A 21,059-nucleotide genomic window follows, 5' to 3' on the forward strand; every position below is an offset into this window, starting at 1 on the left:
AGGCCACGGCCGATCGCGCCGTCGCCATCGGCGGGGACAACCGAGCCCCCGTCCTGACAGGCGACGCCACAGCACCCGCCCAGCCCGCACCCGCTCAATCCGCTGCTGGACCGCACCCCGCCCCGCCGTCGGCCCCGGACACGGTGTCCGCATCCGGGAACCGTGCGATCGCCATCGGCGGAACCAACTCCGGTCCGCTCTCCACCGGCGACCAGCCCGCCGGTGATCAGCCTGGCGGCGCCCACCCATGAGGCGACCGTTCCGGCGGGCAGGAACGCAACCGGAACCACCCGGCATACGGGCAGAGGCAAACGCCGAGCGGGCAGTCGTCATCACAGGGGACAACTACGCCACCGTGCTGCCGGGGACCACGCCCGGGCGTTGTCCCTGCCGCCCGAGGCACTGCGGTCTCCCGCCCAGGTCGCGGCTCCGGCCGGGCTGGACAACCTGGCGGTGCGCCCGGGCCTGTTCGTCGGCCGCACCAGCGAACTGGACCGGCTCGACGCCGCGCTCGCCACCCCCGGCGGGGCCCTCGTCTACGCCGTGCACGGCCTGGGCGGCATCGGCAAGAGCACCTGGCCGCGCACTGGGCCGCCACCCGCCCCCACCGCTGCACCCCCCATCCGGTGGATCACCGCCGACACTCCCGACGGCGTGCAGCAGGGACTGGCGGACCTCGCCGGCGCCCTGCAACCGGCCCTGACCGGCGCCCTACCCATCGAGGCACTGGCCGAGTGGACCCTGCAATGGCTGGCCAGCCACACCGGCTGGCTGCTGATCCGGGACAACGTCAACGACCCCGCCAACATCGCCCCGCTCCTGGCACGAGCGGCGCCGGCTTCGCCGCGTCGGGCGGGACTTCGGCCACCAGTTTCCCTACGTGCCCCAGCAGTCCGGCCACAACAAGCGGCTGCGCGCCGCGTTCTCATCGCTCACCTGCATGATCCGGATCGTGGCCCGCGATACCTCACTGTGGAGCGGCGAGGGCGAGGTCGAGATCGGGCGGCTTGTCCGCGTCGGCCGAGTACACCACGCTGAGCCCCGAGCACGAGGACCACCGGCGAGCCCAGATCGCGTACCGATGAGTTTCCAGCGCGGCGCCGGTCTATACGCCGGACGCCCACGAACGAAAGGCTGAGCCGTGCGGAAACTGATCTACGGCATGAACCTGACCCTCGACGGTTACATCGCCGCGGCCGGCGACGACATCGGCTGGAGCGGACTGCCGAGCGACGAGCTGTTCCGGTTGTGGCTCGACCATGAGCAGGCGAGTGGCCTGTCGCTGTACGGGCGCAAGCTGTGGGAGACGATGAGCTCCTACTGGCCGACCGGCGACCAGCAGCCGGGCGCCACCCCGGCGGAGATCGAGTTCGCACGGAACTGGCGGGACACGCCGAAGGTGGTGTTCTCCTCGACGATCGACAAGGTCGACTGGAACACCCGCCTGGTCACCGGCGACGCGATCGCCGAGATCACCCGCCTCAAGGCCGAGGACGGCGGTCCGATGAACATCGGCGGCGCAACGCTCGCCGGAGCGGCCATGCGCGCCGGGCTGATCGACGAGTACGTGATCGTCGCCCATCCGGTCCTGGTGGGCGGCGGCACGCCGTTCTTCACCGCGCTGGACAGCTGGGTGAACCTGAACCTGGTGGAGACGCGGACGTTTCCCGGCGGCGTGGTCCTGACCAGGTACGAGACGAGGCGCTGAGCACGCTCAGGCGTCCTGAACTTGGCTGTGTCAGGACGGTGAGATGGCTGCGCCCAGAGTCCTCACCGAAGAAGGCTGTTTCCGGGTCAAGTCAAGCGACAGGGGGCTCGGGCGGCCCTGGAGCCGGTCTGGTTACTGGCTGCACAGCCAGATCCGCAGCGGACCGACCGGCTCGAAACCATGGCGGACGGCCGCCTCCAGGTCCTCGCCCTGCTCGTAGCCGACCGCCGGCAGGGTGGGGAACAGCCCGTTCACGGCGTCCAGTACGACCGGCCAGGCCGCGTCAGGGCCGCCGTCCAGCGCGAAGACGTTGGAGATTCCGACCACCTGCTCACTGCAGCTCGCCACCGCTCCGGCGACCACTCGGCCCTCGGCGGGCCGTCCAGCGAGCACGAAGGTAGCTGGCTCGTCGAGTAGTTCGGGCCGGAAGAGGTCCGCGTTGCCGTTCCCGTCGTCCCAGGCGAGCGCCCAGGCGCGCAGCGCATCCGGATCGCCCACCACGTCCCAGGAAAAATCCGGTGCCGGCGCGGGCGCACTCGCCGGGCGGTGGATCCACTGCGCCTCGACCAGCACCTGGAAGCCGCCCTCCGTCAGGTCGACGTCGGCGAAGCTGTCCTTGACGGAGGCGCCGGGTGCGACAGTGTCGATCCGGGACACCAGCGCGGCCCGGTCGGCGCCCGGTACCAGCGTCACCGCGTCGGGGTAATACAGCGGCGTGCGAGACGGAGCGGCCCAGGCATGTGCCCCGAACTCGCCCGCCAAGCCGTGTGATCGGCTCATCACCGCACACCACTCGGCGTTGTTGCGGGCGGCGGCCCGGACCAGGAACTGCTTCGGAGTCGTCACGAGTGCGGATCATCACGAATCCGGCCCGGTCAGTCGAACGATTTTCCGCTGCCTGCGAGAGGCGGCACGCTCCGCCCGAAAGCCCGTCAGCCAGCCTCTGGCGATCGGGGAACCCGCGGCCGGCCGGACCTTCCAGGATCTGCTGCCCGCCGTAGCCGCCCATCTGTGACGGTCATAGTCATGCGCAAGGTGTGAGAGGCATGCGACGGGGGACGCAGCCGCGCTGCCAACTGCCCTTCCACGCCCTGCTCTTGCTCGACCTGCCGGCCGCCGTGGGTGCCGCCGGACACCTAGACTGAAGCCACGCGAGTACGGCGCGTGACGGTCGGGGTGGGACGGGAGAGGGCTGTGGCAGCGGACATCGGTGGCTTCGAGGATCCGTCCGCCGAGGTGCTGGCGGAGGCGGCTGCCGCTTTCGGTCTGCTGGCGTCGGCCGCGCGGCTGCACCTCATGTGGGCGCTGGCGCAGGGCGAGTGCGATGTCACCCACCTCGCGGACCGGGTGGGCGGCGCCCTGCCCGCGGTCAGCCAGCACCTGGCGAAACTGAAACTCGCCGGCCTCGTCCGCTCCCGCCGCGAGGGCCGTCGGCAGGTCTACTACGTCGACGACCCCGACGTCGTGACCGTGGTGCGGTCGATGGTCGGGCAACTGTCGGCCCGCGCCGACGACACGTCCGCATTCGTGCCGGTACCCGTGCGCGCGCTGCGCCGGACCGGTCGCTGATCCCACCTCGACTCCGGAACCGGACGCCTTGCCACCCGTTCCTGACCCGTGCCGAGTGACACGGGTCGGGAATCGGGAGCGCCGACCGTGCCGCACCCTCCGCGAACTGCCGCGCTTCATCACGGACTTGGGTGTCCTCAACGATGCCGCGGAACTCGCCACTTCGGCGTGCTCGCGCTCGCGCTGCATGACCCGGCGGCCTGGGCGGCGCCGCGGCTGACCGAGCCCCGGCCGATGCCGTGAGCCCCTGACCCGGTGACCGTGCTACCGCCGTGTGCCGCACCCCGGGCAGAACGCCGCGCCGTCCGGCACCACGGCGGAACAGGACGCGCACGCGGTGGATTGGGCCAGGTGGTAGCCGCAACCAGAGCAGAAGGCCGCCCCGTGGGTCTCGGTCCGGCACTGCGGGCAGACCAACTGCCAGGGCGTGGTGGGGTCGTAGTTCTGACCGGCCTGCTGCCCCACGGTGTACGCCCGCTGGGACGCCATGTCGTTGAGGCCGCGCTGCTGGGCCGCCATGGCCTCGGCCGCGGTGTCCGGTGCGCAGCGCAGACACAGTCCCTGCGCCGCGTTCCAGCAACGTCCGCAGACGTAGTCCGTGCAGCGCGCGCAGCGGTTGAAGTGCCCCTGCGCGTTGTCGATCGCCTGCTGGAAGGCGTGGTCGCGGGCCTGTCCCCAGCCGGCTCCCGCGAGCCCGTCGGCCGCGGACGAGACTCCCCGGCCCGCACTGCCCAGCAGACTCCAGGCCACATCGACGCCCTTGCCGAGCCAAGTGGCGGCCCGCTCACCGACGTACGCCTCGAACGGCGAACGCCAGGTGTCGTAGCAGCGGGCGCACGAGAACTCGAACTGGAAACCGGCCCCCGTTCCGTTGCGCACACACAGGTCACGGTAGTTGTTGCTGAAGTAGATCTCACCGCTCATGTGGTCCCCCCACAGTTCAGGCCGTCGGCACACTGCCGTATGACGCGAGCGGCAGAGTACTGGTTCTCGCCAAATTCCCGATGATGGGGGACATCTGCCCAGTGGAAGGGCTTGCGGTACGTTCGGGTCCCGGATGCGCACGCCGTCCCGAGAGAGGGCGGGAGATGGCCGAACCTCGGCTTCCGCCAGTCCGTCGGTTTCGGCCAGTCCTTCACCGCAGGTCGGCACCTCGTTGTACGACCCCGTCACCTACGCGCCCCAGGTCCGTACCTGGGCCCAACAGGCCGGTGTGAGCGCCCAGTTGGTGATGGCGATTCTCTACAACGAGGCGTACAAGCCGGACGCGGCCTTCGGTATCGCGAACATGCACCGCGCGATCTTCGACGAGGTCAAGAAGGACCGGGACTTCGCCGACCGGCGCTGGGACGAACTGCCCGACGACCGCGATCTCGCCGTCGAGGCCGAAGCCTGGTACCTGCACGACCTGCACGACCTGGCGGCCCAACTCCCCGCGACCCGCCACACTTTCCTCAGCGAGGACGACCTCCTCGCCCTCGGCTACAACACCGGCGCCGGCAACATGCTCGCCTTCGCACGTGGTACGACACCGGGCAGCCAGGCGCAGTCGTACCTGGACCGGTTGCACGCCAACTGGGCCGAGGCAGGGAAAGCCGTTGCCGGGTGAGGCCGTTGCTGTCCAACAGCTTCTTGATCCCAACGGCGGCCTCGAACAGGACCTCGCCCGTTCGGAGTTGGGAACCGCGGAAGGGGGAGAGCCCACCGGCGGGGAGGATGACAGTTGCTATATTGCGCAATCATCCGGCCCGAGGGGTGCGCCCTGACGTGCGGATCGGTCCGCTGCCGCCTCCCGTCGTGCAGGCGGTCGGTGTCGGTGTCGGCGACAGTGTAGGGAGTGGTGGATGAGCGACCCCCGGGGCGAGGCATCCGGCCGTGCGGCCACGCGAGATCGCTCCGCTGTGCCTCACCCGCGCAGGGTGGACGGAGGGTCGGCCCATCGGCCACCGGTCGGCAGAGCCGCCGCGCGGCAGGCGGCGAGGGCCGGCGGTCACCGGTCGCGCCGCCGGGCGAAACCGGTGGCCCGGCGCCGACGGATCGCCCGCATAGCCCTGATCACGGTCTCGGCACTGATCCTCGTCACCGCCGGGGTCGGCACCTGGCTCTGGCAGCACCTGAACGGCAACATCAACAGCGTCGCGATCGACGACGGCGCGGGCGGCAAGGAGAAGGCGGACGCCTTCGGCCGTACGCCGATCAACCTGCTGGTGATCGGTTCGGACGGCCGGAACAACGCCGCCGACTGCAAACTGGGCGGCGGCTGCGGCTCCGGGAGCTCGACCGTGGGCCACAACGCGGACGTGGAGATGGTGGTGCACGTCTCCGCCGACCGCTCCAACGCCACCGTGATGAGCGTGCCGCGCGACACCATGACCCAGGTGCCCGCCTGCAAGGACCCGGGCAGCAGCGCGGCGACAGCCGGCTATTACGGGCAGATCAACAGCGCGCTGCAGTACGGCCCCGCCTGCCAGGTGACGACCGTGCACCAGCTCACCGGCATCACGATCGACCACTTCGTGATGCTCGACTTCTCCGGCGTGGTGAAGATGTCCGACGCGGTCGGCGGTGTCTCGGTCTGCGTCAGCGACAACGTCTACGACACCTACTCGCACCTGAAGCTCGCCAGGGGCACCCACACTCTCAAGGGCACCGCGGCGCTGGAGTTCGTCCGCTCCCGGCACGGCTTCGGCGACGGCAGCGACCTCGGCCGTACCGTCTCCCAGCATCTGTTTCTCAGCGCGATGATCCGCAAGTTCAAGAGCGCGGGCACGCTGGCCAACCCCGGCAAGGTCTACTCCCTGGCCGACGCCGCCACCAAGGCCCTGACCGTCGACACCGGCCTGGGCAGCGTCGGCAAGCTCGTGGACCTGGCGACCGACCTGGACAAGGTCCCGTCGAAGCGGATGACCTTCACCACCATGCAGACCGGGGCCGACCCGGCCAACGCCGACCGCGTCGTCCCGGCGGCCGGTGCCAAGTCGCTGTTCGCGGCGATCGCCAACGACCAGTCCCTGAGTTCGGGAAGCGGCAAGAAGAAAGCATCCTCCTCGCCTTCCGCGACCGCGCCGGCCACAGTGCCGGTTTCCGAGGTCGCCGTAAAGGTGGAGAACGGCACCACCATCGGCGGACGCGCCTCCGCGATCGCCAACGCGCTCATCACCAAGGGCTTCAGCCCCGGCACCAGCACCGGCAACGCACCCGAACAGGCGGCGACCACCGAAATCACCTACGGCCCCGGTGAGCGGGCCGAGGCACAGACGGTGGCCTCCGCCCTCGGCCTGTCCGCCTCGCACATGACTCAGAGCAGCGTGAGCGGACTGACTCTGGTCATCGGCGCCGACTGGACCACCGGCACGACGTTCTCGGATGGTTCCTCGTCCGCCGCCGCCCCCGCCGACACCCACGCGGCCGTCTCCAACGCCAACGCCTCGACCGCCGACGAGTCCAAGACGTGCGCCAAGGTCAGCCCCTACAAGACCGTGTCACTGAACGGCGTGGCGATGACGCCCGCCCAGGCCTACGCGGCGGCGAGCAGCAAGAAGGACTCCGCGTCGTAGCCGCCCCGCGCGGTGATGACGCCCATCCTCTGCCCGCTTCCGGCGTCTTACCGCCTGTCCCGGCAGCGGTCTTCCCCATGTCCGTATGATCCTGCCGCGATGAAGAGACGTGTGCAGTTCACCGAGCAGGTCGCGCGGTTCCGCGACTACATGCCGGCCTCGGACCGGGAGAAGTTCCAGAGACTTGTCGACCGGGTCGCGACCGAGCCCGAGGGCGGCGGCAGTCACCTCGCCTACACCACCGACACCGTGACGCGCTCGGCCTGGGAAGACGGCGTCAACATCCACTACGTCGTGACGAGTTTCTTCGTGGTCGTCATCGAGCTGGACATCTACGACTCGACGCGCGGCTTCAACGAAGTGTAGTCCGCAACCCGTGGCATTCATGATTTGCGTTATTGAGCAAGAGACTTGCGGCTGCTTGCGCAATTCATTCTTTACTTCGTCGGAATCTAGCGGGCTGGATGCGGCCTCTGTACGGTCGGGGCGCCGGTTCCCCCCACTCCGTGAAGGAGCCTCAGATGCTGACGATCCTCAGACCCCGGCGACTGGCGGTGGCCGTCGTCGCCACCGTCGGCGCGATGTGCGTGGCCGTCTTACCGGCCGCCGCCACCCAGCAGGCGCCGCCGACCAAGACGGCAGCAAGCCGGACGGCAGCAAACCAGGCCGCAGCCGTCCTCGCGGCAGCGGGCCCGAAGGCAGCCGGCCCGGCGACAGGCGCGACAACCCCCTTCTCGGTCTACGAGGCCGAGGCCGGAACTCCCGCCGGCGGTGCGGTCGTCCGGTCGTTGACCTCGGCGCCGACGACGCAGTACGCCAGCGCAGCCCTTGAGGCTTCCGGTCATTCCTACGTCCACATGGACGGCACCGGCCAGTCGGTGCAGTGGACGAACACCACCGGCCGGCCGATCTCCTTCCTCAACATCCGCGCCAGCATTCCCGATTCGGCGTCCGGCGGTGGTGTCACCGCGACGCTGGACCTGTACGTCGACGGCGTGTTCCGGCAGGCGCTGAACCTCAACTCGCTGCAGAGCTGGGTGTACGAGGGCAACGGCAACTACAACACGAGCGACAACCAGAACCCGGCCGACGGCGACCCGAGGGTCTTCTGGGACGAGTCGCACACCTTCGTCACCGGGTCCCCGATCCCGGCGGGCGCCACGTTCGCACTGAAGCGGGACTCCGCCAACAGCGCCTCCTTCTACGACATCGACTCCGTCGACGTGGAGAACCCGCCCGCGCCGCGGACGCAGCCCTCGAACTCGATCTCGATCACGAGTTGCGGCGCGGTGGCGGACAACAACCCGACCAACGGCGCGGCCGACAGCCAGTCGGTGGACAGCCGCGCCGCCATCCAGAACTGCATCGACCAGGCCCAGTCACAGGGCAAGATCCTGTGGATCCCCCAGGGCACCTTCTACGTGAAGGGCACCGCGGGACTGAGCGCACAGGGCATCACCATCGCGGGCGCGGGGCTCTGGTACAGCACGGTCTACCGTGACGTCCCGGTCCCCAACAGCACACCGCTGGCAGCCCTGTTCGACCTGACCTCCTGCACGGTGCGTGACTTCCACATCGACGCCAACGCCGTCAGCCGGAGCACCATTGGCGGGGACGGCGGCGCGATGGACACCACCGGCACCGACTGGCTGGCCGACGGCATCTGGACCCAGCACACCATGTCGGGCTTCTGGGCCTCCGGCACCGGCGGGACGGTGCAGAACAGCAGGCTGACGTCGGTCTGGGCGGACGGGATCAACGTCAACAACGTGTCACTGGGCGCGGACACCGGGAACGACCTCACCGTCACCAACAACTTCGTCCGGGGTACCGGGGACGACGCGATCGCCATCAACTCGGTGAACTACAACACCAACAGCGACGGTTCGAAGACCTACTACAACCCGATGACCAATGTCACCGTCAGCGACAACACCTCGATCGCGCCCTGGGGCGGCAAGGGCGTCGGGATCTACGGCGGCAGCGGCCATCTGGTCAAGGACAACTACATCAGCGACACGGCCCGTTACATCGGCCTGGGCGCCGGGCGCTTCGGGGTCAACGGCAGCGACCTGCTCTCCGCGACCGTGACCGGCAACACCGTGGTCCGCTCCGGCGGCAACGCCTACAGCCAGGGCCAGCCCGCACTGCACATCGGCAACGGCGGTGACGGACAGAACGTCGGGACCGTCGACAAGGTCACGGTGACCGGCAACACCGTCACCGACTCCCTCTACGACGGGATCGGTTTCTCCACCTCGACCAACACCCTGCTCCAGGACAACACCGTCAACAGCCCCGGCCGCAACGGCATTTCGGTCTCGCCGCCGTTCTATCCCGCGCCCACCGGTTCCGCGACGATAACCGGCAACACGGTCACGGGACTTGGTGCCGGCGCCTCGGCCTTCGTCAACAACTCCACCGGTTTCGTCGCGACGTTGAGTGACAACCACTGGCCGCCGCCCGCTCCCGAGGGCCCCTACGGCGGCACCCCGGCCGCCGTGCCCGGCACGGTGCAGGCGGAGGACTACGACACCGGCGGCCAGGGGGTGGCGTACAACGTCACCTCCGTCAACGGCAACGCCAACTCCTACCGCCCCGACGGCGTGGATCTCGACAACACCGCGGACACCGGCGGGGGTTACAACCTGGGCTGGACCGGTGCCGGGCAGTGGTTCCGCTACACGGTCGACGTCGCCACGGCCGGTACCTACACCCTGGACCTGCGGGTGGCGGCCCCGTCCGCGGTGACCGGCGCGCTGCACCTGTCGGACGCCTCCGGCACGAACCTCACCGGCGCCGTCGACCTGCCCGCCACCGGCGACTGGCAGACCTGGTCCACCGTGACCACCCGGGTGACCCTGCCCGCCGGCCGGCAGGTTCTGACGCTCGATCAGGACACCGGCGGCTGGAACATCAACTACCTTGCCCTCGCGGCGAGTTCGGACACCCCCAGCGCCGATCTCGCCGCAGGCAAGCCCACCAGCGAGTCCAGCCACAACGACGTGTACCCCTCCTCGAACGTCACGGACGGCAACCAGAACACCTACTGGGAGAGCGCCAACAACGCGTTCCCGCAGTGGGTCCAGGTCGACCTGGGCTCGGCCCGCAGCGCCTCTCGCGTGGTCCTGCAACTGCCCGCAGCTTGGGGTGCCCGCAGCCAGACCCTGGCTCTCGGCGGCAGCACCGACGCCACCACCTTCACCACCCTGAAGTCCTCGGCGACCTACACCTTCGACCCGGGCACCGGGAACACCGTCACGCTCACCTTCCCCGCCACCGCCCAGCGCTACTACCGCGTCACCGTCACCGCCAACAACGGCTGGCCCGCGGCCCAGTTCTCCGCACTCCAGATCTGGGCCGCCTGACCTCTGACCCCACCCTCCCCACGGTGCCGCCGGACCCTCCGTCCGGCGGCACCGGCATATGCGCGGCCCGCATGAGATCTTGCGGGTCGTGTTTTTGTTTGTTGCAGAGTTCTGTCTAGTTATTGCGTGATCATGTCTATGTCATTACGGTCCCCCTTGCATCGTCACCAACCCCCTGTCTCCCTCCCCTCCCTGGCGATGCCCGCGGAACAGTTCCGGCATTTCGTGATCAAAGGAGTGGCACGTGTTCCATTCCATCCGAGACCTGAGACGAGCCCTCGTCTGGGCGGTCAGCACCGTGATGTTGGCCGCCGTAGGCGTTTTCGCTCTGGCGGCACCACCCGCCGCGGCGGCGTCCACCGCCACCGGCGGCAGCGGCGCGAGCCTGCCGTACGTCGAGGTGCAGGCGGAGAACTCCGCCACCAACGGCACGAATATCGGCCCGAGTTACACCCAGGGCCAGCTGGCCGACGAGGCGTCGTACCGCAAGGCGACGACGCTGCAAGGCACCGGTCAGTACGTCACGTTCACCACGCCGGTGGCGACCAACTCGATCAACTTCCGGTACAGCATCCCCGACACCTCGGGCGGCTCGGTGTACACCGCCGCGCTGTCGCTGTACGTCAACGGCGTCAAGCAGCCCGACTTCACCCTGACCAACGCCTACAGCTGGTACTACGGCAGCTACCCCTTCACCAACACGCCGGGCAGCAACCCGCACCACTTCTACGACGAGGCCCACCGCCTGTTCTCCACCACCTATCCGGCGGGCACGACCTTCAAGCTGCAGGTCGACGCGGGCGACACCGCCTCCTCGTACACGCTCGACTTCGCCGACTTCGAGCAGGTCGGCGCCGCCCTGACCGCCCCCTCGGGCTCGGTGTCGGTGACCAGCAAGGGCGCCGACGCGACCGGCGTGGCCGACGCGACCAGCGCGTTCAACGCGGCGATCAGCTCGGCGGGCCCCGGCGGCACCGTGTGGATCCCGCCGGGCACCTTCAACATCCCCGGCCACATCAGCGTCAACAACGTCACGATCGCCGGCGCCGGCATGTGGTACTCGACCGTCACCGGCACAGCGCCCGGCTTCTACGGCAACTCCGCGCCCTCGCCGAGCACCGGTGTCCGCCTGCAGAACTTCGCGATCTTCGGCAATGTGCAGGAACGCGACGACAGCGCCCAGGTCAACGGCATCGGCGGCGCGATGAGCAACTCGACCGTCTCCAATCTCTGGATCGACCACATGAAGGTCGGCGCCTGGATGGACGGGCCGATGGACGGACTGACGTTCACCGGCATGCGCATCCGTGACACCACCGCCGACGGCATCAACTTCCACGGCGGTGTCACCAACTCGAAGGTGACCAACAGCGACATCCGCAACACCGGCGACGACGGCGTCGCCACCTGGGCCGACTCCGCCCTCGGCGCCGACGCCAACGACACGATCTCCAACAACACCGTGTCCCTGCAGATCCTCGCCAACGCCATCGCGATCTACGGCGGCCACGACAACACCGTCAGCGGCAACCGCGTGGTGGACACCGGCCTCGCCCAGGGCGGCGGCATCCACGTGGGGCAGCGCTTCACGTCGACGCCGGTCGGCACCACCACGATCTCCGACAACACCATGGTCCGGGCCGGCAGCCTCGATCCCAACTGGCAGTTCGGCGTGGGTGCGTTGTGGTTCGACGGCAGCCAGGGCGCGATCACCGGCCCGATCAACGTGACCAACGCGCTGATCCAGCAGAGTCCTTATGAAGCGGTCCAGTGGGTCGAGGGCACCATCAGCGGGGTCAACCTCAACAACGTGACCATCGCCGGTACCGGAACCTTCGCCCTGCAGGAACAGACCGGCGGCGCCGCCAAGTTCACCAACGTCACTGCCACCGGCGTCGGTTACTCGAATCCGGTCTACAGCTGCTCGGGCGGCAGCTTCGTCGTCACCGACGGCGGCGGCAACTCCGGTATCAGCGGCACGCCCTACTGCGGCAACTGGCCGGCCCCGGTGTACCCGCCCTATCCGTCCGAAGGCGTGACCGCCACCCCCGGCGCACTCAACTTCGGTTCTGTGGCGACCGGTTCGACGAGCGACGCCCAGACCGTGACCGTCTCCAACCCGACCAGCAGCGCCGCGTCCGTCTCGTCGATCTCCACCAGCGGCGACTACTCCCAGACCAACACCTGCGGCTCGTCGATCGCGGCGAACGGCTCCTGCACGGTCAGTGTGAAGTTCGCGCCGACCGCGACCGGCAGCCGTAGCGGATCTCTGACCGTCAACGCGGGCGGGGTCACCAACACGGTCACCCTCTCCGGTACCGGCACCGCGCCGGGCCCGGTGCTGAACACCGACCCGGCGAGTCTGTCCTTCGACGGTACGGTGGTCGGCTCGTCGGCGACCGCGCAGACGGTGAAGGTGACGAACTCGGGCACGGCGTCGGCGACCGTCTCCGGCGTCGCGGCGACCGGTGACTTCAGCCAGACCAACAACTGCTCCACCCTCGCCGTCGGCGCCTCCTGCACGGTGACCGTCGGGTTCAAGCCCACCACGGGTGGAGCGCGCACGGGCAACCTGACCGTCACCAGCAACGCCAACAACAGCCCGACCACCGTCACCCTGACCGGAACCGGCATCGACAGCACCACCAACATCGCCGCCGGGCGGCCGGCTTCGGCGAGTTCGAGCAACAGCCCCTACGTCGCCTCGAACCTCACCGACCCGGACGCGTCGACGTACTGGGAGGGTACGAACGGTTCGTTCCCGCAGTGGGCACAGGTCGACCTCGGCCAGAACTACAGCGTCGGCAAGGTCGTCCTCAAACTCCCGCCGGCCACGGCCTGGTCGGCCCGTACGCAGACCCTGTCGGTGCAGGGCTCCACGGACGGCTCCAGCTTCTCCACGGTCAAGGCCTCGGCCGGGTACACCTTCGACCCGAACGCCAACGCCAACACGGTCACCATCACGTTCACCGCCGCCACGGCGAGATACGTGCGGGTCAACATCAGCGCCAACACGGGCTGGAACGCTGCCCAGTTGTCGGACTTCGAGGTGTTCCCGAGCGGCGGCGGCTCCTCACCGGCGACCCTGTCGGCCAGCCCGACGTCGTTGACGTATCCCACCCAGGCGCTCAACACCGCGAGCAGCGCGCAGACGGTCACGGTGACCAACACCGGGACCGCCGCCGCGACCGTCTCCGGTACCACCACCACGGGCGACTTCTCGCAGACCAACAACTGCGGGACCTCGATCGCGGCAGGGGCCTCCTGCACGGTCGCCGTCACGTTCACACCCACCGCGTCCGGCACCCGCACCGGTGATCTCAGCATCGCCAGCAACGCGTCGAACGGCACGACCACGGTCGCGCTGACCGGCACCGGTGCCGGCACGGTGAGCAGGAACCTGGCGGCAGGGGCGGCCACCACCGAGTCCAGCCACACCGACGTCTACGCGTCGTCGAACGTGACGGACGGCAACCAAGGCACCTACTGGGAGAGCGCCAACAACGCCTTCCCGCAATGGGTACAGGTCGACCTCGGTTCCGCGCAGAGCGCGAGCCGCGTCGTCCTCCAGCTCCCCGCGACCTGGGGTGCCCGCAACCAGACGCTGACCCTGTCGGGCAGCACCGACGGCGCCACCTTCACCACCCTCAAGTCGTCGGCCACCTACACCTTGGACCCCACCACCAACAACACCGTCACCATCACGTTCACCGCGGCCACCCAGCGGTACCTGCGGGTGAACATCACGGCGAACAACGGCTGGCCGGCCGGTCAGATCTCCGAGTTTCAGGTCTGGAACACCTGACCTGACGCGACGGTGCCGCCGAGCGCACCCGCGCTCGGCGGCACCGACCACCGAAAGGAGTCGAGATGGGTGTCACCCGCAGAGTCTTTCTGAGGGCCGCGGTCGCGGCCACCGCGGTCGGAACCGCCGGTGCGACCGGGACCGTCCTCGCGCCGGCCGCGTCGGCGGCCAGTCAACCCGGCGACGTGGTCGGCAAGATCACCGTCGGCTATCAGGGCTGGTTCGCCTGCGTCGGCGACGGCGCGCCCATCAACGGCTGGTGGCACTGGAGCCAGGACTGGGGCCAGCCGCCGTCCCGCAACAACACCAACATCAAGTGCTGGCCCGACCTGCGCGACTACACCAACACCTACCAGACGTCGTACGCCGCCCTCGGCAACGGCCAGCCCGCCAAGCTGTTCTCCTCCTACGACCAGCAGACGGTGAACACCCACTTCCTGTGGATGCAGCAGAACAGCATCGACACGGCAGCCCTGCAACGCTTCAACCCCACCGGCGGCGAGGGCCCCACCCGCGACGCCATGGCGACCAAGGTGCGCAGCGCGGCCGAGTCGTACGGCCGGAAGTTCTACATCATGTACGACGTCTCCAACTGGACGAACATGCAGTCCGAGATCAAGACGGACTGGACGACCAAGATGTCCGCGCACACGGCGAGTTCGGCGTACGCGAAGCAGAACGGCAAGCCAGTGGTGTGTATTTGGGGCTTCGGCTTCAACGATCCCAACCATCCCTTCACCCCCGACGCCTGCCTCGATGTCGTCAACTGGTTCAAGGGGCAGGGGTGTTACGTCGTCGGCGGCGTCCCGCGCGAATGGCGCACCGGCACCGGGGGCTCGCAGTCCGGCTTCCTCGGCGTCTACCACGCCTTCAACATGATCTCGCCGTGGATGGTCGGCGCCATCGGCAATGTGACCGAGGCCGACAACGCCTACACCACGTACACCGTCCCCGACCAGGCCGACTGCAACGCCAACGGCATCGACTACCAGCCGTGCGTCCTGCCCGGCGATGTCTCCGGACGCCAGCGCGCGCACGGCGACTTCATGTGGCGGCAGTTCTACAACGTGGTGCGGGCCGGGGTGCAGGGCATCTACATCTCGATGTTCGACGAGTACAACGAGGGCAACCAGATCGCGAAGACCGCCGAGACCCAGGCCTGGGTGCCCACCGACTCCGGATTCCTCGCCCTCGACGAGGACGGCACCGCCTGCTCCTCCGACTACTACCTGCGGCTGACCGGCGACGGCGGTCGCATGCTCAAGGGCCAGCTCGCGCTGACCGCAACTCGCCCCACCCAGCCGGTAGTTCCCACCGGTGGGGACAGCACACCGCCCGCCGCGCCGGGTGCCCTGACCGTCACCGCACACACCAGCAACTCGGTCTCGCTGTCCTGGAACACGTCGACCGACAACGTCGGTGTGACCGGTTACCGGATCCTTCAGGTGTCCGGCTCGACCAGCACCCAGGTGGGCACCACTGGCTCAACGTCCTTCACGGTCACCGGACTTGGCGCGTCCACCGCCTACACCTTCGACGTCGTCGCCCTTGACGCGGCCGGAAACGTGTCGCAGCCCTCCAACCAGGTCACCGTCACCACCGACCCCCCGTCATCCACCACCAACCTCGCGCTCCACCGCGCCACTTCGGAGAGCAGCCACACCCAGATCTACGGCTCGGCGAACGCGACCGACGGCGACACCAACACCTACTGGGAGTCCGCCAACAACGCCTTCCCGCAGTGGATCCAGGTCGACCTGGGCGCCGCGACCGGCGTCAGACGGATCGTCCTCAACCTCCCGCCGGCGACGGCCTGGTCCACCCGTACCCAGACCATCTCCGTCCAGGGCGGCACGGACGCCGGCGCCTCCACCCAACTCCTCGCCGCGGCGGGCTACACCTTCGACCCGGCGACCGGCAACACCGCGACCCTCACCCTCCCGTCCACGGTCACCGTCCGCTACGTACGCCTCACCATCTCCGCCAACAACGGCTGGCCGGCCGGACAGGTCTCGGAGTTCCAGGTCTTCGGCGCCTGACGGGCAGAGGGCCTCGGCCCCAGGGTCGCGGTCGACCGCGTCCGACGCGCTACGCGGATTCCCTGATCACCAGCTCCGTCGGCAGGATGAGGGGCGTCGGTTCCTCGCCGCCCAGCACGCGCACCAGCATCCGGGTCATCTCACTGCCGAGGGCCACGATGGGCTGACGGATCGTCGTCAGGGCGGGCTGGGTGTGCCGGGCGGTGAGGATGTCGTTGAAGCCGACGACCGCGATGTCCTCGGGGACGGCCCGGCCGCGCTCCCGCAGGACGTGCAGGGCGCCCGCCGCCATGGCGTCCGAGGCGACGAACACCGCGTCCAGGTCCGGGTGTTCGTCGAGGAGGCGGGCCATCGCCGCGGCACCGCCCAGCTCGGTGAAGTCGGCGTGCACCACGCGGTGGTCGTCGAGACCGGCCAGGGCGACCGCCTCGCGGAAACCCAGATGGCGGGAGACCCCCGCGTGCATGTCGAGCGGCCCGGTGACGGTGCCGATGGCGCGGCGGCCCGTCGAGATCAGATACTCGACGGCCTCACGGGCCCCGCCCCGGTTGTCGGCGTCCACGTACCAGCGCGGCGCCCGGTCGAGGGAGCGGCCTCCGTGCACGACGGGCACGCTCCCCGCCTCGGCCACCTTCGCCAGCGGATCGTTCTCGCGCAGGGCCAGCAGCATGACACCGTCCGCGCCACGGGACTGAAGGACGCGGGCGAGCCGAGCCCGGCCCCGCTCGGAGGCCGCCAGGATCAGCAGGAGTTCGAGGTCGGTCTCCTCGATGACCGCGTTGACTCCGGTGATCACCTCCGCGAAGAAGAGGTTGGCGAACAACGCCGGGTCGTCACTGGAGATCGCCAGCACCACCGCGCCGCGCCGCTGGGAGGCGAGCGACCGGGCCGCCACGTTGGGCACATAGCCCAGTTCCGCCACGGCGCTCTCCACCGCCTGCCGCGCCTTCTGACTGACGTGCCGGCGGTTGTTGATCACACGCGAGACGGTTCCGACCGACACCCCGGCGCGCAGCGCCACCTCGTCGAGCGTCGGCGGCCGTGTGCTCATGCGGGGCGGCTCCAGTTCGTACGGACGGGACGGGCAGTAGCAGCACTGTAAGCGCGAACGGCGTCACAGGCCGCCGCGCCGGATGACCTCGGCGTACCAGCGGGCGCTGTCCTTCGGTGTTCGGTGCTGGGTCTCGTAGTCGACGTGCACGATGCCGAAGCGGGGCCCGTATCCGAAGGACCACTCGAAGTTGTCGAGGAGCGACCAGACGAAGTAGCCCTTGAGCGGCACGCCGTGGCCGATCGCCCGGGCGCAGGAACGGAGATGGCCGTCCAGATAGGAGATCCGGTCGGTGTCGTGCACCCCGTCCGGCTCCACCATGTCGTCGAAGGCGGCGCCGTTCTCCGTGATGTACAGCGGTACGGCCGGGTAGTCGGCCTTGAGCCGCAGCAGGAGGTCCAGGAGTCCCCGCTCGTCGATCTCCCAGCCCATCGCGGTGCGTGGCCGGCCGCCGTCGGCGATCCGCACCAACGGCGAGCCCACATAGGCGGATTGGGCCGGTGTCGTACCGCCGGCGACCAGCATCGGCGCGTAGTAGTTGATGCCGAGGTGGTCCGGCAGTGCCCCGATCCTCTTCAGGTCGCCGTCGTGGACGTGGCCGAAGGCGGTGACCTCGTGGAGGTCGGCGAGCACGTCGGCGGGGTAGCTGCCGCGCAGCAGCGGGTCGAGGAAGAGGCGGTTCTGCATGCCGTCGATACGGCGGGCCGCGTCCAGGTCGGCGGGATCGGTACTGAGCGGGGTGACGTGCGTGAGGTTGAGCGTGATGCCGACCCGGGCGGAGTCCCGTAGCGCCTCCGAGGCCAGGCCGTGGCCGAGCAGCAGGTGGTGCGCGGCGCGTACGGCGGCGGCGGGCTCGCGGCGGCCGGGGGCGTGCCGCCCCGTGCCGTAGCCGAGGAAGGCCGAGCACCACGGCTCGTTGAGGGTGGTCCAGTGGGTGACACGGTCGCCCAACGCTCCGTGGGCGAGGGCGGCGTACTCGGCGAACCGCTCGGCCGTGTCCCGCACCGGCCAGCCGCCGGCGTCCTCCAGCGGCTGGGGCAGGTCCCAGTGGTAGAGGGTGGGCCAGGGCTGGATGCCGTGGTCGAGGAGGGTGTCCGTGAGGCGGCGGTAGAAGTCGAGGCCGCGCTGGTTCGCCGGGCCGGAGCCGCTGGGCTGGATCCGGGGCCAGGCGAGGGAGAACCGGTAGGCGCGCAGGCCGAGTTGGGCCATCAGCGCGATGTCCCCGGGGAAGCGGTGGTAGTGGTCGGCCGCGACGGCTCCGGTGTCACCGCCCCGGACGGCGCCCGGGGTGGCCGCGAAGGTGTCCCAGATGGAGGGACCCCGGCCGTCCTCCGTGACCGCGCCCTCGATCTGGTAGCTCGATGTGGCGGCGCCCCACAGGAAGCCGGGATCGAACATGCTCACTGAGTCGGACCTCCGTTGGTGGGATTTCCGAGAGCGGTAACAATCGGAGTGCCCTCGTCCTCGACATGCGTATGACTGCTGAACTGGGATGAAGCCGGGTTGACGCCACAGCTCGGCCGGTTCCTGTGCGGTGTTTCCAGTCAGGACTGGAAGCGCTTACAGTCGAAGACTAGGAGCAGCAGGTTCAGTCTGTGAAGTGTCCGGACGCGGAAAAGACTGCCGATGTGTGAAGTCTTGACAGCCTCGCCGCCCCCACCCACCATCTGGCACTGACGCCGCACCGAGCCGGGAACCCTGTCACCGAGAAGGGCCCGGAATGTTCCGCAGGACCAGATGGGGCGCGGTCTTCCTCGCGCCCGCCCTGACCGTCGCCACCCTGGCAGCGACCCCCGTGACGTCCGCGCACGCCGCGGACGCACCCTACGAACGCGTGCTCAACGGCACGTTCGACAACGTGAAGACCCCTTGGTGGAGCAGCGGCAACACGCCGTCCACCGTCAGCCTTGGCCGCCTGTGCGCCGACGTCCCCGGCGGGACCGTCAACGTGTGGGACTCGATGATCGGCCAGAACGACATCCCGCTGGAGGCCGGCCAGCCGTACACGCTGCGCTTCACCGCCTCCGCCACCCGGGACGTCTCCCTCCACGCCGTACTGCAGCTGCCCGCCGCCCCGTTCACGACCACCCTGAACAAGACCGCCGTCGTCACCACGGCGCCCAAGACCTTCCAGTTCACCGGCACTTCGGCGACGGCCGACCTGCACGCCCAGCTCTCCTTCCAACAGGGCGGCGCCGCCCAGCCGTTCACCCTCTGCCTCGACGACGTCTCCCTCACCGGCGGTGCGATACCGCCCGGTGGGGGACGTGACTTCGGCTCTCCGGTGCGGACCAACCAGTACGGCTACGCGGTCCACGGACCCAAGAGGGCGAGCATCGTCAACTCATCGGCGGAGCCAGTGGGTTGGCGCCTGCTGGATGCCTCCGGCGCGGTCGTGAAGACGGGACACACCCACGTCCAGGGCACGGACGCCGCCTCCGGCGACCATGTGCACATCGCCGACTTCAGCTCGGTGCACCAGGCCGGTACGGGATACACGCTCGTGGTCGGCGACGCGACCAGCTACCCGTTCGCCATCGCGGACAACCCCTACACCGCCCTGCGCAAGGACGCGTTGGGCTACTTCTACGACGTCCGCAGCGGCACGCCCATCGAAGCCCAGTACGCCGGTGACGCCTACGCCCGGCCCGCCGGACATGTCGGTGTCGCACCCAACAAGGGCGATACCAACGTGCCCTGCCTGCCCGGCACTTGTGACTACTCGCTGGACGTCCAGGGCGGTTGGTACGACGCGGGCGACCAGGGCAAGTACGTCGTCAACGGGGCAATCGCCGCCTGGCAGTTGATGGACTCCTACGAACGCTCCCGCGCCGAAGGTGACACCGCCGGAATACGCGACGGACTGCTGAGCATCCCCGAGAACCACAACGGCGTCCCGGACGTACTCGACGAGTCCCGCTGGGAGACGGAGTTCCTGCTCAGCATGCAGGTGCCGGCGGGCGAACCGCTGGCCGGCATGGTCCACCACAAGGTCCACGACCTGGCCTGGACCGCCCTGCCCACCCAGCCCGACAAGGACTCCCAACCCCGTTACCTGCACGCGCCGTCCACGGCCGCCACCCTCAACCTGGCCGCCGCGGGAGCCCAGTGCGCCCGGGTATGGGCCCGCTACGACGCGGCCTTCGCCCACACCTGCCTGACCGCCGCCGAGACCGCCTGGCAGGCCGCGCTCGCCCACCCCGACGTGTACGCGCCGGGCAGCGACAGCGTCGGCGGCGGAGCGTACGCCGACACGGACGTGACCGACGAATTCTCCTGGGCCGCAACGGAGTTGTACGCCACCACGCACGACCGCGCCTACCTGTCCCGCATCGACACGGAGATCACCCCGGCCGGGTTCTCCTGGCGGGACACCGGCGCACTGGCCGACCTCACCGTCGTCCGGCTGCCGAACCGCTTCCCCGCCCGCCTGGTCGCCGCCGCACGCAAGCGGGTCCTCGCCGTCGCCGACGGGTTCGTACGGGACGAGCGGACACAGGGCTACCCGAATCCCAGCCTGCCCGCCGACGGTGCCTACGCCTGGGGCTCCAACAGCGTCACCGCGAACAACGCCATGGTCATCGCGACCGCCTACGACCTCACCCACCGGGACACCTACCGCAGCGCCGTCCTGGAGTCACTGGACTACCTCCTGGGCCGCAACGCCCTCAACCAGTCCTTCGTCACCGGCTACGGCACCCGGTTCAGCCACAACCAGCACAACCGCATCTGGGCTCACCAGATCGACCCCAAGTTGCCCAGCCCGCCGCCCGGTTCACTGGCCGGCGGCCCCGACTCGGCCCTTCAGGACCCGGTCGCGCAACAGAACCTCGTCGGCTGCGCCCCCGCCACCTGCTACATCGACGACATCTATTCGTACTCGACCAACGAGATCGCCATCAACTGGAACTCCGCGCTCGCCTGGGTGGCTACCTTCGCCGCCGACTCCGCGCGCTGAACGA

At 69.3% G+C, this 21,059-nt stretch carries 13 protein-coding genes and 2 pseudogenes; 11 read left to right on the forward strand and 4 right to left on the reverse strand.

Annotated elements, in window-relative coordinates; translation table 11 throughout:
* The 3 genes and pseudogenes from R6V09_RS08030 to R6V09_RS08040 form a co-directional block, all read left to right on the forward strand.
* Positions 1 to 251, forward strand: a pseudogene (locus R6V09_RS08030) (hypothetical protein); the annotation flags it as partial.
* Positions 252 to 826: 575 nt separating this feature from the next.
* Positions 827 to 985: pseudogene (locus R6V09_RS54565) on the forward strand (IS982 family transposase); the annotation flags it as partial.
* A gap of 156 nt (positions 986 to 1,141) precedes the next feature.
* Positions 1,142 to 1,708 (forward strand): dihydrofolate reductase family protein, encoded by a 567-nt coding sequence (locus R6V09_RS08040; RefSeq protein WP_317880653.1) that lies wholly within the window; start codon positions 1,142 to 1,144, stop codon positions 1,706 to 1,708.
* Between the two features lie 132 nt (positions 1,709 to 1,840).
* Here the strand turns inward: R6V09_RS08040 and R6V09_RS08045 are convergent, their stop codons facing one another.
* Entirely contained in the window at positions 1,841 to 2,554 is a 714-nt protein-coding gene (locus tag R6V09_RS08045; protein WP_317880654.1) for a hypothetical protein, read from the reverse strand.
* 348 nt (positions 2,555 to 2,902) lie between these two features.
* Between R6V09_RS08045 and R6V09_RS08050 the strand changes: the two genes are divergently transcribed.
* Positions 2,903 to 3,277 carry an ArsR/SmtB family transcription factor gene (locus R6V09_RS08050; protein ID WP_317880655.1) on the forward strand — a complete coding sequence of 125 codons (375 nt, stop codon included), beginning with the start codon at positions 2,903 to 2,905 and terminating at the stop codon, positions 3,275 to 3,277.
* Between the two features lie 264 nt (positions 3,278 to 3,541).
* Here R6V09_RS08050 and R6V09_RS08055 read toward each other — a convergent pair whose 3' ends face one another.
* Complete coding sequence (locus tag R6V09_RS08055) at positions 3,542 to 4,201, reverse strand: zinc ribbon domain-containing protein (RefSeq protein ID WP_317880656.1); 660 nt, start codon at positions 4,199 to 4,201, stop codon at positions 3,542 to 3,544.
* 232 nt (positions 4,202 to 4,433) lie between these two features.
* Between R6V09_RS08055 and R6V09_RS08060 the strand changes: the two genes are divergently transcribed.
* The 6 genes from R6V09_RS08060 to R6V09_RS08085 all read left to right on the forward strand — a co-directional run bounded on the left by R6V09_RS08060 (position 4,434) and on the right by R6V09_RS08085 (position 16,046).
* Complete coding sequence (locus tag R6V09_RS08060) at positions 4,434 to 4,886, forward strand: lytic transglycosylase domain-containing protein (RefSeq protein WP_442809996.1); 453 nt, start codon at positions 4,434 to 4,436, stop codon at positions 4,884 to 4,886.
* 235 nt (positions 4,887 to 5,121) lie between these two features.
* On the forward strand, positions 5,122 to 6,834 hold the full coding sequence (locus R6V09_RS08065; RefSeq protein WP_317880658.1) for an LCP family protein: 1,713 nt from the start codon (positions 5,122 to 5,124) through the stop codon (positions 6,832 to 6,834).
* Between the two features lie 99 nt (positions 6,835 to 6,933).
* A complete protein-coding gene (locus R6V09_RS08070) occupies positions 6,934 to 7,200 on the forward strand; it encodes a hypothetical protein (protein ID WP_317880659.1) in 267 nt (88 codons plus the stop codon).
* 155 nt (positions 7,201 to 7,355) lie between these two features.
* Positions 7,356 to 10,202 carry a carbohydrate-binding protein gene (locus R6V09_RS08075; RefSeq protein WP_317880660.1) on the forward strand — a complete coding sequence of 949 codons (2,847 nt, stop codon included), beginning with the start codon at positions 7,356 to 7,358 and terminating at the stop codon, positions 10,200 to 10,202.
* Positions 10,203 to 10,446: 244 nt separating this feature from the next.
* Positions 10,447 to 14,007 (forward strand): choice-of-anchor D domain-containing protein, encoded by a 3,561-nt coding sequence (locus tag R6V09_RS08080; RefSeq protein ID WP_317880661.1) that lies wholly within the window; start codon positions 10,447 to 10,449, stop codon positions 14,005 to 14,007.
* Positions 14,008 to 14,072: 65 nt separating this feature from the next.
* Complete coding sequence (locus tag R6V09_RS08085; protein WP_317880662.1) at positions 14,073 to 16,046, forward strand: galactose-binding domain-containing protein; 1,974 nt, start codon at positions 14,073 to 14,075, stop codon at positions 16,044 to 16,046.
* Between the two features lie 49 nt (positions 16,047 to 16,095).
* On the opposite strand, the gene R6V09_RS08090 is transcribed toward R6V09_RS08085, so the two are convergent.
* Positions 16,096 to 17,097 carry a LacI family DNA-binding transcriptional regulator gene (locus R6V09_RS08090; RefSeq protein WP_317880663.1) on the reverse strand — a complete coding sequence of 334 codons (1,002 nt, stop codon included), beginning with the start codon at positions 17,095 to 17,097 and terminating at the stop codon, positions 16,096 to 16,098.
* A 63-nt stretch (positions 17,098 to 17,160) separates the two neighbouring features.
* Positions 17,161 to 18,495 (reverse strand): GH1 family beta-glucosidase, encoded by a 1,335-nt coding sequence (locus R6V09_RS08095; protein WP_317880675.1) that lies wholly within the window; start codon positions 18,493 to 18,495, stop codon positions 17,161 to 17,163.
* A 322-nt stretch (positions 18,496 to 18,817) separates the two neighbouring features.
* Between R6V09_RS08095 and R6V09_RS08100 the strand changes: the two genes are divergently transcribed.
* The gene (locus tag R6V09_RS08100) at positions 18,818 to 21,055 is read left to right on the forward strand and encodes a glycoside hydrolase family 9 protein (RefSeq protein WP_317880664.1); all 2,238 of its coding nucleotides are present in this window, start codon (positions 18,818 to 18,820) and stop codon (positions 21,053 to 21,055) included.
* Positions 21,056 to 21,059: the final 4 nt, after the last annotated feature.

This window comes from Streptomyces sp. W16 (assembly GCF_033194735.1).
In the GTDB taxonomy this organism is placed as follows: Bacteria; Actinomycetota; Actinomycetes; order Streptomycetales; family Streptomycetaceae; genus Streptomyces.

Coding starts and splice junctions, on each gene's coding strand:
- R6V09_RS08095 (WP_317880675.1), bottom strand. CDS start 18,495: ATGTTCGATCCCGGCTTCCTGTGGGGCGCCGCCACATCGAGCTACCAG.
- R6V09_RS08070 (WP_317880659.1), top strand. CDS start 6,934: ATGAAGAGACGTGTGCAGTTCACCGAGCAGGTCGCGCGGTTCCGCGAC.
- R6V09_RS08055 (WP_317880656.1), bottom strand. CDS start 4,201: ATGAGCGGTGAGATCTACTTCAGCAACAACTACCGTGACCTGTGTGTG.
- R6V09_RS08085 (WP_317880662.1), top strand. CDS start 14,073: ATGGGTGTCACCCGCAGAGTCTTTCTGAGGGCCGCGGTCGCGGCCACC.
- R6V09_RS08075 (WP_317880660.1), top strand. CDS start 7,356: ATGCTGACGATCCTCAGACCCCGGCGACTGGCGGTGGCCGTCGTCGCC.
- R6V09_RS08065 (WP_317880658.1), top strand. CDS start 5,122: ATGAGCGACCCCCGGGGCGAGGCATCCGGCCGTGCGGCCACGCGAGAT.
- R6V09_RS08090 (WP_317880663.1), bottom strand. CDS start 17,097: ATGAGCACACGGCCGCCGACGCTCGACGAGGTGGCGCTGCGCGCCGGG.
- R6V09_RS08100 (WP_317880664.1), top strand. CDS start 18,818: ATGTTCCGCAGGACCAGATGGGGCGCGGTCTTCCTCGCGCCCGCCCTG.